Source organism: Paeniglutamicibacter sulfureus, assembly GCF_039535115.1.
Taxonomy (GTDB): Bacteria; Actinomycetota; Actinomycetes; order Actinomycetales; family Micrococcaceae; genus Paeniglutamicibacter; species Paeniglutamicibacter sulfureus.
This window is the reverse complement of record NZ_BAAAWO010000001.1, coordinates 3,896,968-3,909,831: the sequence shown is the minus strand read 5'-3', so window position 1 is coordinate 3,909,831 and position 12,864 is coordinate 3,896,968. Positions and strand designations below refer to the sequence as shown.

Below are 12,864 nucleotides of genomic sequence, written 5' to 3'. Positions count from 1 at the left end.
AGATCTAGGCTTGAACCCATGAGCCAGGAATTGAACATCCCGTGCGGCACCGAAAGTGTCACCGCTTTGCTTGATGAGGCCGAAAATCCCCTGGCGTTTCTGGTCCTCGCCCACGGAGCCGGCGCCGGCAAGGACCATGACTTCATGGCCGGCTACGCCCGGGCAGTCGCCGAAAAAGGCATTTCGGTGCTGCGCTTCAATTTCCCGTACATGGATGCGGGCAAGAAATTTCCGGACCGTGCACCCGTTGCGATCAACGTGTGGAAACAGATACGCGAGTGGGTCGGCGCGAACCTCTCCGGGGAACTTCCGGTGTTCGCCGCCGGCAAGTCATTTGGCGGTCGCATGGCCTCCATGGCCGTCGCCGACGGCATGGACACCCAGGCCCTGATCTTTCTGGGCTACCCCTTGCATGCCCCGAAGAAGGAAGACAAACTTCGCGACGAACACCTCTACCCGTTGCAGGTGCCGATGCTTTTCCTCGAAGGCACCCGCGACCCCTTCGCCAACCAGGAACTCATGACCCGCGTGGTCTCCAACCTCAACCCGGCCAGCGAAGTGGTTTGGTTCGAAGGCGGAGACCACTCCTTCAAGGTCGCCCGCTCCGGGCGCACGGTATCCGAGGACGGTGCGGGGCTCGCCGAGGCCACCGCGGCCTTCATCCTCAGGCAGCTTTCCAAGGACTGATTCGGCAAGCACGGTCCTTGGCACCGCCCACGGATGCCGGCGCGGGCATGCCCATCATCAATGTGGAAACATGGTGGGTATGTCCCGGACCCTGCCTGCAACGAGAAAGTGGGCACCTTCCACGCCATGACCAACCCCGGCAAAACCTCCGCGTCCCTGTTGGGCATCCTGGCGCTGCTCAGCGCCATTGCGCCCTTCGCCATCGACATGTACCTCCCGGCGTTCCCGCAGATGATGTCGGATCTGAACACCAGCGCCACCTCGGTGCAGCTCACCCTGACCACCTTCATGCTGGGCCTGGCAACGGGACAATTGGTGATCGGTCCGCTTTCGGACCAGTTCGGCCGCCGCAGGCCACTGTTGCTGGGCACGGTGGCCTGCCTTGCGGCAAGCGCCCTGTGCGCGCTGGCGCCAACCATCGAGTGGCTCATTGCCATGCGCTTCGTCCAGGGCTTCAGCGGCGCCGCCGGGGTGGTCCTGGCCAGGGCCGTCATCACTGACATCGCACGCGGCGTCAATGCCGCCAGGATGTTCTCGATCATGATGACCGTCGGCGGCATCGCCCCGGTCCTCGCCCCGCTCCTGGGCAGCGGAATCATCCAGGGCTTCGGCTGGCGCGGCGTGTTCTGGGTGCTGGCGGGACTGAACCTGCTGATGATCATCGGCGCCGCCTTCCTGGTCCGCGAATCGCTGCCGCCCGAGCGCCGCAGCGCCGGCGGGCTCAAGGTACTGGGTTCCAACGCCGGGCAGGTGCTGCGAAACAAGCCCTACCTCGGCTTCACACTCACGTTCGCCTTCGCCATGACTGCGATGTTCGCCTACATCGCAGCCTCCCCCTTCGTCCTCCAGAACATCATCGGGCTGGGAAGCACCACCTACTCATTGGCTTTCGGAGCCAATGCACTCGGCCTGACAGCCGCCAGCATTGTTTCGGCCAGATTGGTCACCCGGGCCGGCCCGAAGCGGCTGACCTATATCGGGGTCGGAAGCCTGCTGGCCGGCAGCGCGGCACTGCTGTGCATCATCGTCTTCGCCGGCACCCCGGCGATCCCCACGATGCTGCTGCTCTTTGTCACGGTCTCGGCGCTGGGCCTTGTACTGGGAAATGCCTCGGCGTTGGCCACCGCGCAGGTCACCCGGTTTGCCGGCACCGGCTCGGCGATTCTCGGCGCCTTGCAGTTCACGCTCGCGGCCATCGCCTCCCCGATCGTGGGCATGGCCGGCGAGCACAGCGCGGTGCCGATGGCCGCCGCAATGTTGGTCTCGGCCGGTATTTCCGCGCTGTTCCTGTGCACCATGACCCGCGGCGCCTCGATGCAGCCGGAGGAAGAAGGAAACGAAAAATCCGCGGTGTCCGCGCCCGGCGTCAAGTAGCGCAGGGCGCACGCCGCTCCTCACCGGAACCGAAATGACGGAGGGTCGGTGCTAGGTTCAAAGACAAGCCAAGGCAAAGGAGCACCCGTCCCGTGTTTTTCCTCGATCAGGACCTGATCTACTCCGCATCCGACCTCGTGGTGGCAGCAAGCTGCGAATTCGCCTCGCTGAGCAAGCTCGACGAACGCCTGGGGCGCAGCGACAAGGCCGACTTCGGACCCGATGAAATGCTCGACCGCACCGCGGTGCTTGGCGACGCCCATGAACACAAGGTCCTGGAAGAGCTGCGCGCACAATTCGGCGACTACGACCCATCCACCGGCCGCGGCGTCAAGATGCTGGCCGCCGGAGTCCGCGGGGATCGGGCCTCGCTGGAGCAGGCACACGAGGAAACGCACCAGGCGCTGCTCAAGGGCGCCGACGTGGTGTTCCAGGCGACCTTCTTCGACGGGGAATTCGTCGGCTTTGCCGACTTCCTGGTCCGTGAACCGGACGGCTCCTACGCGGTGTGGGACACCAAGTTGGCCCGCCACGCCCGCGTCACGGCCCTGCTCCAACTGGCTGCCTACGGCGACCAGCTCATCACCGCCGGAATCCCGGTCGCCGCAAAGACCACCCTGGTGCTCGGGGACAAGACGCATTCGGTGCACCAGATGCATGAGCTGCTTCCGGTGTTCAAGGAGCGCCGGGCCCGTTTCAAGGCGTTGACCTTCGCCCATCGGTCGGGAACAAACCCCGTCATCTGGGGCCAGGAAGGCATCGGCGCGTGCGGACGCTGCGATTACTGCGCCGAGCAGGTGGCCAAGCACCGCGACCTGCTGCTGGTCGCCGGCATGAGCACCGTCAAGCGCAGGAAGCTCATGGAAGCCGGAATCACCACCATTGACGAGCTCGCCGCAGGCAACACCAAGGCACGCGATCCGCACCACAAGCTAGCCGAACAGGCACGCATGCAGGTCGGACTCGGAACCAGCGACGGAACCATCGGCGGGGTTGCCTACAAGGTCAATGGAACCCAAACCATTTCCCGGCTCCCGGAACCCAACACCGGGGACATCTTCTTCGACTTCGAAGGCGATCCGCTGTGGCAGGATCCTTTTGACGAGTCCTGGGGACTGGAATACCTCTTCGGCGTCATCGAGATCGATACGGCCGAACCGGTGTTCAAACCCTTCTGGGCGCATTCCCGGGCCGAGGAGCGCAAGGCCTTCACCGACTTCGTCGCCTACGTCGAGGCCCGTCGAGCGGTCTTCCCCCAGATGAAGATCTACCACTATGCGCCCTATGAGAAGAGCGCCCTTCGGAACCTCTCGCTGCGCCACGTGGTCGCCGAGGACACCATCGACCAGTGGCTGCGCGATGGGCTGCTGGTGGACCTCTACGACACCGTCCGCCACTCGCTGCTGATCTCCGAGCGCTCCTATTCGATCAAGAAGCTCGAGCCGCTCTACATGGGCGAGCACCTGCGCGGCGGGGACGTCAAGGACGCAGGCGCCTCCGTCGTCGCCTACGCCAAGTACACCGAGCAGCTGGGCGTTGACGATGCCGAGGCCGGGCGGATCCTGGAATCCATCCGCGACTACAACGAATACGATTGCCTCTCCACGTTGCGGCTGCGCGACTGGCTGCTGGGCCTGGTACCGCACGAAACGCGCACCGAGTGGGTGGACGAGACCCCCCTTCCCGGCGTCGACGACGTCGAGCCCAGCGCTGAGGAAATCGCGCTGCGCGAGTACCTCGAATCACTCCCTCAGGACCGCGCACTGGATGACGACGAGCGGGCCATCGCCATGGTTGCCGCCGCCACCGGCTACCACCGGCGCGAGGCCAAGCAGTTCTGGTGGGAGCACTTCGACCGGCTCGATGCACCTTTCGATGCGTGGGCCGAGACCCGCAACGTGTTCGTTGTCGACGAGGCAAGAGTGCTCGAGGACTGGCACAAGGCAAGCACCAGGGCCAGGGTTGAATCCCGTGTCACCGAGCTGAGCGGCACCATGGCCGAAGGTTCGGACTTCAAGGTCGGCTCGAGCTGGTTTGCCATGTACTCCCAGCCGTTGCCCCCCGAACTCGAACCGAGCATGGCCGGGCGGGCGGGGCTGTTTAACGCCGTGGTGAACGAGAACGACGAACGATTCGTCATCACCGAAAAATCCAACACCAAGGTCCCGCCGTTCGGCACCATGCCCGTGGCGCTGACCCCGGACCAGCCGATCAACACCACCTCATTGCGAGATGCATTGGCCGAGCTGGCCCGCACCGTCGGCGGTGCGCTGCCTTCCCTGCCCAGGCACCCGGGGATCGACATCCTGCGCAAGTCCGCACCGCGCTTCAAGACACTTTCCACCCCGCCGGTGCCCACCATCGTCAACGGGCACCCCAACATCGTGGGTGCCATCATTGAGGCCTTGGGTGACCTCGACCATTCCTATCTTGCCGTCCAGGGACCCCCCGGCACCGGCAAGACCTACGTGGCATCCCACGTCATCGCGGCCCTGGTGAAACAGGGATGGAAGGTCGGTGTGGTGGCCCAGTCCCACTCGGTGGTGGACAACGTGCTGACCAAGGCCATCACCAGCGCCGGGGTGCATCCGGAGCAGGTCGCCAAGAAGCTGAAGGCCGGGGACAAAACCGAGGTCCCGTGGTCCGGCACCACCGACGACGCGGTTGAGGATCTGCTGAACTCGGACCAGGGGGCACTGATTGGAGGCACCGCGTGGACCATGACCGGCAAGCGGGTCCCCGAGGGCTCCCTGGACCTGTTGGTCATCGACGAGGCCGGGCAGTATTCGCTGGCCAACACGCTGGCGGTCTCCCGTGCCGCCACCCGCCTGCTCCTGCTGGGTGACCCGCAGCAGCTGCCGCAGGTCACCCAGGGTTCGCACCCGCAGCCGGTGGACGAGTCCGCGCTGGGCTGGCTCAGCGCCGGGCACCCCACGCTGCCCGAGGAGCTGGGCTACTTCCTTGCCGATTCGTGGCGCATGCACCCGGAGCTGTGTGCCAAGGTCTCGGCGCTGAGCTACGAGTCCAAGCTGCATTCGGCCTCCGCGGCCGCACAGCGTTCGCTCTCGCAGGTCCCCGCCGGGGTGTCCACCGTCCTGGTGGAGCACCGCGGAAACACCACCCAATCCGTGGAGGAAGCCCACGAGGTCATCAACCAGGTGCGCGCCCACATGGGATTGTCCTGGATTGGAGGCGAGGCAGAGTCCCCGAGGCCGCTATTGGCAAAGGACGTCCTGGTGGTCGCGGCCTACAACGCGCAGGTGAACCTGCTGCGCGCCGAGCTCGACGCGGCAGGGTTGGAAGACGTGAAGGTCGGCACCGTCGACAAGTTCCAGGGGCAGGAGGCGCCGGTGGTCATTGTCTCCATGGCGTGCTCCTCGGCAGATGACGCGGCCCGCGGCATCGACTTCCTGCTGAACCGCAACCGGATCAATGTGGCAGTCTCGCGCGGACAATGGCGGGCGGTCATCGTGCGCTCCCCCGCGCTGACGCAGTTCCTGCCATCCACTCCCGCTGCCTTCGCACAGCTCGGGGCGTTCCTGGCCCTGGGGTCCTGAGCCAGCCGGCCGACCACCCCCGGCGGCACCCCCAGGGATTCATGTCCGGTTCGCCGGTGGGACACGTCCGTTGGAGAAGATTGGGCATGACCAATTCACATGCACCGCTGGACAGCCGCATTTTCGCCACCCAGCCTGTCGCCGTGCGCGCGTTGGCCGAAGAATTGCGACGCAGCCCCCGTGCGTCCGCGGCCATGTGCACTCCCTTGGCGTCCACCCGCATCGGAGCACGCCCACCGCTTCCGGGCCAGCGCCACCAAGACGGCGTCATGCACCCGAACCGAGAGGCCGGAACGGCGGGCGTCGAGGCAAACACCTGCTCTCCGAGCATGACGAAGTGATGCGCGGTGATGGGCGCTCGGTCGGCGTCGCATGCTAGAAATGAACCCATGACTACGCGTGTACTGGCAGGCAAGAACGTCAATCCCCTGGGCTTCGGGGCCATGAACATCGCCCATGGATACTCGGATTTCCCCACCGACCGGGAAGCCGGGCGGCTGCTGCACGACGTGCTGGATGCCGGGGTCGACCACCTTGACACAGCAACCTTGTACGGCGGGCACCGCAGCGAAAACCTCATTGGCCAGCACCTGAAACAGCGCCGGAGCGAGTACCTGCTGGCTTCCAAGGGCGGGCTGGCCCTGGTCGATGGCCGCGGGCAGATCGACGGACGCCCCGAAACTCTCCGCGCCCAGGTCGACGCCTCGCTGCAGCGCCTGCAGACGGAGCACATCGACCTCTATTACCTGCACCGGCTCGACCCCAAGGTCCCGATCCAGGAATCGGTCGGCGCGCTGGCCGAGGCCGTGGCCCAGGGGAAGATCGGCGGCATCGGGCTCTCCGAAGTTTCGGTCGCCACGCTGCGCATCGCGCACGAGGTGCACCCGATTGCCGCGGTGCAAAACGAATACTCGCTGGCCACCCGCAACCCGGAGCTGGGCATGGTGGAGGCCTGCGCCGAGCTGGGGACGGCGTTGGTGGCATTCTCCCCGCTCTACCGGGGCTTCCTTTCGGGCAACCTGCGTGGCATCGACGCGCTGGCCGACGGCGACATGCGGCATCACATGCCACGCTTCAGCGAGGAAAACTACCCGCACAACCTAGAGCTGGTCGACCGCCTCGCACGATTGGCGACACGCCTGGGGACCACCGCCGCCGCGCTCTCGTTGGCCTGGGTGCTGGCGCAGGGCGAGCATGTCCATGCCATCCCTGGAACCAAGAACCCCGGCCACTTCGCCGAGAACCTCGGTGCACTCCGGCTGTCGCTTTCCCCCGCCGAGCTGGCGGAGGCCGGGGAGATCATCAACCAGTCCACGATTGCCGGGGCGCGGTACAACGTCCACCAGCAAAAGACCATCGACAGCGAGGAATTCCAGGAGGCCAGGTAGGCAAGACCGACTACTCCGACTTGGGTCGCCTGGGGTCGATGACCTTCTGCGCCTGGGCACCTTCGATTCCGGCCAGGGCCGTGGTCGCAGCCGCATAGTCGTAGCCCGCCGCCAGCTTGGTCGCCCGTTCGATGCGATCCGTCTCGGTCGGGCCTTCCTGTTCCTGACTGGGGAGAACCATGACGCACCAGGAAAAGACCGGTCCCGAGGCTGCCGGCAGTGCGAGCGTCGTTGCCGACCGACGACGCGGTTTCATCACTTTTCCCTCGCAAATAGCCCAGGCATGAAGGAAAAACCATCCACCGGCCCCGTCACCGGTGTGGTTCAACCGACCATACCCGGTTGGTCCCGAACCTTAAACCGCCGCTTCGATGGACTAGGATTGTTTGGTCAATCCCCAGCAAAAGGACCGTGATGCGACCTACCCACCAGGCGAGCCCGCTGTGGAGTCAGACGCAACAATTCAGGTCGTCCGCCGCCTGGAAATTGCTCTCAACCGCACCCTGGGCCGTGGCCTTCCTGCGCGCCGAGTTCACCAGCGCCAAACCCCGCGTGGGGCTGGAGGTCTTCCATGCCTCCCTCGAATCCTTCCTCAAGGTCGTGCGCTCCGAGGACCCGGGCTTCAACGACTCAATGGGGGCTGCCCAATACGCCGATGCCTGGGTGCGCAACCAGTTCCTGGCCCGACCGCTGGTCGACGGGCACTTCGTCTACGAACCCACAGCGCAAACGGCCCGAGTGCTGAAATTCCTGTCCGATTTCTCCGGGGACCGGACCAACCTGAACTCCTCGCGGCTTAACACCCTGCTCACCTCCCTCGAATCCCTGGCCCACGAAACCGACCCGGACCCCGCTGCGCGCATCCGTGCGCTGGAGGCGGAGATCGCCCAGCGCCAGGAAAAGATCGCTTCCCTGCGCGACGGAACCTCCCCGGCGGTGCTGCCGCGCGAAGGCGCGCTGGCCGCCACCCGCTCGGTGCTGGACATGGCCTCGGGGTTGCCCGCCGACTTCAAGCGCATGCGCGACGGGGTCCAAGAGATGCTCCACGCCCTGCGCGGGGAAATCATGGAGTCCTCCTCCGCCAAGGGCGTGGCCGTTGGCGCGGTGCTGGAGGGCGACAAACAGCTGCGCAGCACTCCGCAAGGAGAGACCTTCCGCGGCTTCACGGAGTTCCTGAACTCCCCCGAGGCCCAGGTCCGGTTCCGCGAGGCGGTCAACGAGGTCCTCGAGCGCGACTTCGTGGACGCACTGGACAACCAGGAGCGCCACACCCTGGCAAACCTGCTGCGGGAATTGCGTCGCCAGGCCTCCGAGGTCCACCAGTCCTACGGCAGGCTCTCGGAGTCGCTGCACGCCTATGTGCAATCGGCCGAGTTCAAGGAAGCGGCCATCTTGCGCGAGGCGGTGCGGGCAGCGGAAGTCGCCGTTTCCTCCTCGCGTGTCCTGCACTCGCGCACGCCGGTGGCCCCCATCCGGCTGTATGCCCCGCGCTTCACCTCCATTGCGGCATTGGGCATCTACGATCCCGACGAACATGTCGCCCCGCCCAAGCTGGCAGCCCCGCCGCCCCTGTCGGTCGCCGACATCCGGCGCACCCCTTCCACCCCGGGTCCCGACATCCCGGTGCTGAAGAACGCGATCGCCGCTGTCCGCGCCGCCTCCGGTGGTTCGGCGGGCCTGAGGGAAACCTACAACAGCCTCGGCGATGAACACCGGCACCTGAACACCATCAGGTACCTCATCGAGGCGGCCCGCAACGGCGGGGACCGCATCGACGAGTCCACCCTCGAGGAAATCAGCTTCACCCAGGTCAACGGCGTCACGCGCACAGCGTTGGTGCCGGCCATGAGCTTCACGAAGGATCCCGCATGAGCAGCCCACTTCCCACCGGCGCGATCGACGAACGCCGCCTCTTCGAGGGTGACACAGGTTCGTTCGAACTGCCGCTGCGCCAGCTGCTGGTGCGCCTGTTGCGCGGCCCCTATCTCGACGGCGTTGCCGAACCCCGGCTCTGGCAACTGGTGCTGGACCGGCGGGCCGACATCGCCGCCTACGTCGCCGAGATCTTCCTGGTGCTCGAGGTGGATGCCAACCGCAAGATCGCGCTGCTGAGCCCCGTGGACCTGGAAGCGGCCCACACCACCGCGATTGCCCCGCGCCGTGCCCTGAAGCGCGAGGAGACCCTGCTGGCATTGCGCCTGCGGCTGCTTCTTGAACGCCATGCCGGTTCGGGCACTGACGCGGTCATCACCCGGGAAGCCGCACGGGAGATCCTGTTGGAACACCGTGCCCCCGGGGACACCGACGACAAGAAGCTGGAAGAAAACACCGATGCGGCCCTGACCCGGCTGCTGAACCTGAAGCTCATCCTGCCCACCGAACTGGGCGACGAGTACAAGGTCTCCGGGGCGCTGGCGCTGGCCTTGCCCTTTGCCGCGATCGAGGAAATCCCCGACTACATCAAGGCCATTGAACGCGTGGGCACCGATGACACCGAAGAATTCGAGTTGGAGACAGAAGAGCTATGAGCATTGAAATGACCCTTCCGCTCTCTGACGCGCTGAACCCCGGGCAGCACCGGCTGACCCAGATCCAGGTCATCAACTGGGGAACCTTCCACGGCCGGCACACCCTGTATGTGGACCGCGCCGGGACCTTGCTCACCGGGCACCCCGGCGTGGGCAAGTCGACCCTCTTTGACGGCATCGGGCACATCTTCCATGCCGCCCCGCGGCTCAACGAGTCCGCGCACGAGGCCTCCACCCGCAAGGACCGGCGTACCACCTACTCCTACATGCGCGGGCGCCGCTTCAAGACCGAGGCCGGCACCCTGTACCAGCGCCCCGGCGCCACCTGGAGCGCCCTGGCGCTGGTGTACGAAGACGGGCTGGGCTCGAACGTGTGCATCGGCGCGATCTTCGACCTACCCGCCAACGGGTTGGAGGGCCAGGTCGGAAAGCACTACGTCATGGGCGACCGGGTGTTGGACACCGCTGCCCTGGAGGAACACGGGGCACGCCGCTTCACCCCCTCCTCGCTGCAGAAGTCGCTGCTCGGATTCGAGGCCTTCGACGTTCACCGCGCCTTCGCCGAGAAGTTCCGTCGCCGCCTGGGCATCGACAACGACAAAGCGTTTTCCCTGCTGCGTACCCTGCAGAACGGCAAGGGACTGGACAAGGGCGTGAACCAGTTCTTCCGCTACGAAGTACTGGAAATCCCCGCGACCATGAAGGCCGCCACCGGCGCCATCGAAGACTTCTCACACCTGCGGGGCATCCACCGCCAGCTGGAGGAGGCCCGCGCCCAACGCGACGCGCTGGCCTCGGTACCCGAGCAGAAGCTGCGCCACGATGAGCTGAGCGCCGAACTCGCCACACTCAACACCCTGGTATCCACCCAGCTTCCGGCCTTCGGTGCCCAGTTGGCCACCCGGGCGTTGCGGGGCGAAACCGCCATGCTCAGCGCCGCGGTCGAGACCAATGCGGCGCTGATCGAGGAAAGTGGCATCCGCAAGGCCACCCTTGAAGCCAAGGTCGCGTCGCTCGCCGAGCAGCACGAGGCCGGTGGCGGAGCCGGGCTGGCATTGCTGGAGCGCGAGGCCGAGTCCGCCCGCAAGAACCTGGCCGACCGTGAATCGGTCCTGCGCACCCTGCGGGAGAACTTCGAGGCCGTGGGCCTGAAATTCACGTTCACCGCCTCCGGGCTGCAGGCCATGCGCCGGCAGGCTGCCGTCAGCGCCGAGAACCTGGCTTCGATTGCCAAGGACGCGCGCACCATGGAATACGAGGCCATGGCTTCGGTCATGAATTTGAAGGACCGTGCCAAGAAACTCCGGTTGCAGATCGATTCCTATGCCAAGCGCGGCTCCAACATCGATGACAGGTCCATTGCCGCCCGCCGCGCCATTGCCGCCTCCACCAACCTGGACATCGAGGACCTTCCTTTTGCCGGGGAACTGATCGACCTGTCCCCCGCCCACGGCCAATGGCGGCCGGCGGCCGAAAAAGCCCTGCGTTCCCTGGCCACCACCCTGTTGGTGCGCGGCGAAGACATCAAGGCCGTCACCCGCGCCATTGATTCGCTCTCGGGACTGGGCCGGATCCGTTGGATGGACATCTCCAAGACCCCGCGCGATGTCGTCGCCGGCCCCGGGGACCTGGTGGGAAAGCTCGATTTCAAGCATTCGCCGGCCGGCACCTGGCTGCATGCCAAGATCGCCGCCGACTACCCGCTGGCCTGCGTCGATTCGGACGCTGGCTTGCACGTGCACGAGAAGGCCATCTCCCTGGCCGGAACCATCAAGACCGGTGCGGGGACCTTCGAGCGCGACACCCGTGGCGTGGCGGCCTCCGACTACCTGCTCGGCTTCACCAACGCCGAGAAGATCTCCGAGTTGGAGACCAAGCTGGCGAAGCTCGAGGCCGAGACCACCAAGGCCGCCGCGGTGGCAGATGACCGTTCCGCCGCCAAGGACCAGCTCGCGGCCAAGCTGGCGCTGTTGGGCACCCTTGCCAGCGATGACCGCAGCTTCGCCTCGCTGGATGCCTCCGGCGCCCTGAACACCCTGCAGGACCTCGAAGCGCGCATGGCCGAAGCGCTGTCCCAATCCGGGGACCTCTCCCACGTGCGCCGCTCCCTGGAAGCGGCACGTGCCGAACTCGAGGAATGCGTCGGCACCCTGGCAGTGGCCCGCGCCGAAGCCACGACGCTCTCCGCCGCCCTGGACAAAGCGCAAACCGCGCTGCGCGCCGCGGGCGTGCGCGACACGGCTACCGAGGACTGGGCAGCGGCGAAGCTTGCCGCCAGCGAACAGCTGGCGCCGCTGGTCGGCCGGCTGGACGAGGGCTCCCCGGTGGGCACCGCCGAGCTGGAGGCCGCGCTGAACGCACTGGCCCTGTCGCTGTCCGAATCCGGGGCCGAGCTCAAGCGCGAGGCGTACACGCTGGAAGCCTCGCTGAAGGACACCTTCCGGGCCTTTGCCCGCGAATTCGGCAATTCCGCCGCAGTCTCCTTCGGCACCTCGGTGGAGGCCGCCGAGCATTATGTCGCCCTGCACCAGGGCATCATCGAGCAGGGGTTGCCGCAGCACGAGGAGGAGTTCCGTGAGTACTTCTCCAACCGCTCCTACGAGCGCTTCTCTGATTTGTTGCAGCTGCTGGAAGAGGAACGCCGGTCAATTGCCGAACGAATCTCCCCGCTGAACCAGATCCTCGCGGATGTCACCTTCGAGCACGGCTCCAAGCTGGCCCTCGAGGTCGCCACGACGATTCCGGACGAGGCCCGCGCGTTCCGCCAGGCCTTGAAGGACGCCTTGGCCGGTGCGTATTCCTCGCGCGGGGCGGGGACACTCAGCGAGAGCTACAAGGCGCTCGAGGCCCTGGTGGATGCCCTGGATGATTCCGCGCGTGCGGCCTGGCGCGACACCGTGCTGGACGTGCGCCAACACGTGACCATCAGCTGCAATGAGCACAAGCCCAACGGCGAGGTCGAGACCGGCCTGGAGCCCGGCACGCTTTCGGGCGGCGAGGGCCAGCGCTTCACCTCGTTCATCATGGGAGCCGCACTGGCCTACCAGCTGGGCTTCGCCACGGCCGGGTTCACCGCCTATGGCACCGTGATGATCGATGAGGCCTTCATCCAGGCGAACTCCGAATATGCGGCAGCCGGCATCAATGCGCTGCAGGAATTCGGCTTCCAGCTGCTGCTCGCGGCCCCGGAGGACAAGATCGACCTGTCCCGGCACCTGGGTTCGGTGTGCGACATCATCAAGCACCCCGAATCCAATGTCTCCGGCTTCGTGGCCTCGGGCCGCTCCCCGGCCGTGGCCACGAGCATCATTTTGCGATAGCACCTCACAA

The 12,864-nt window shown here is 66.0% G+C and carries 9 protein-coding genes; 8 read left to right on the top strand and 1 reads right to left on the bottom strand.

All coding sequences use genetic code 11. The annotated features are described in order from the left end of the window. Positions 1–18: 18 nt before the first annotated feature. The 5 genes from ABD687_RS17705 (at position 19) to ABD687_RS17685 (ending at position 7,006) form a co-directional block, all read left to right on the top strand. Positions 19–687 (top strand): alpha/beta hydrolase family protein, encoded by a 669-nt coding sequence (locus ABD687_RS17705; protein ID WP_302263432.1) that lies wholly within the window; start codon positions 19–21, stop codon positions 685–687. A 108-nt stretch (positions 688–795) separates the two neighbouring features. After that, complete coding sequence (locus ABD687_RS17700) at positions 796–2,061, top strand: multidrug effflux MFS transporter (RefSeq protein WP_310289334.1); 1,266 nt, start codon at positions 796–798, stop codon at positions 2,059–2,061. Between the two features lie 92 nt (positions 2,062–2,153). Next, positions 2,154–5,618, top strand: a complete 3,465-nt coding sequence (locus ABD687_RS17695; RefSeq protein ID WP_310289336.1) for a TM0106 family RecB-like putative nuclease — start codon at positions 2,154–2,156, stop codon at positions 5,616–5,618. Positions 5,619–5,704: 86 nt separating this feature from the next. Then, positions 5,705–5,959: a hypothetical protein gene (locus tag ABD687_RS17690; protein WP_264268411.1), complete on the top strand. Its 255-nt coding sequence runs from the start codon at positions 5,705–5,707 to the stop codon at positions 5,957–5,959. A gap of 48 nt (positions 5,960–6,007) precedes the next feature. Next, the gene (locus ABD687_RS17685; RefSeq protein WP_310289339.1) at positions 6,008–7,006 is read left to right on the top strand and encodes an aldo/keto reductase; all 999 of its coding nucleotides are present in this window, start codon (positions 6,008–6,010) and stop codon (positions 7,004–7,006) included. Positions 7,007–7,016: 10 nt separating this feature from the next. Here the strand turns inward: ABD687_RS17685 and ABD687_RS17680 are convergent, their stop codons facing one another. Then, entirely contained in the window at positions 7,017–7,262 is a 246-nt protein-coding gene (locus tag ABD687_RS17680) for a hypothetical protein (RefSeq protein ID WP_310289341.1), read from the bottom strand. Positions 7,263–7,420: 158 nt separating this feature from the next. Here ABD687_RS17680 and ABD687_RS17675 point away from each other — a divergent pair, with 158 nt between their 5' ends. The 3 genes from ABD687_RS17675 to ABD687_RS17665 are packed head-to-tail and all read left to right on the top strand — an operon-like array spanning position 7,421 to position 12,854. Beyond that, positions 7,421–8,878 carry a DUF3375 domain-containing protein gene (locus ABD687_RS17675; protein ID WP_264268620.1) on the top strand — a complete coding sequence of 486 codons (1,458 nt, stop codon included), beginning with the start codon at positions 7,421–7,423 and terminating at the stop codon, positions 8,876–8,878. Next, on the top strand, positions 8,875–9,534 hold the full coding sequence (locus ABD687_RS17670) for a DUF4194 domain-containing protein (RefSeq protein ID WP_264268414.1): 660 nt from the start codon (positions 8,875–8,877) through the stop codon (positions 9,532–9,534). Before ABD687_RS17675 ends, ABD687_RS17670 begins: the two co-directional genes overlap by 4 nt. Further along, on the top strand, positions 9,531–12,854 hold the full coding sequence (locus ABD687_RS17665; protein ID WP_310289345.1) for an ATP-binding protein: 3,324 nt from the start codon (positions 9,531–9,533) through the stop codon (positions 12,852–12,854). Before ABD687_RS17670 ends, ABD687_RS17665 begins: the two co-directional genes overlap by 4 nt. The last annotated feature ends 10 nt before the right edge of the window (positions 12,855–12,864 follow it).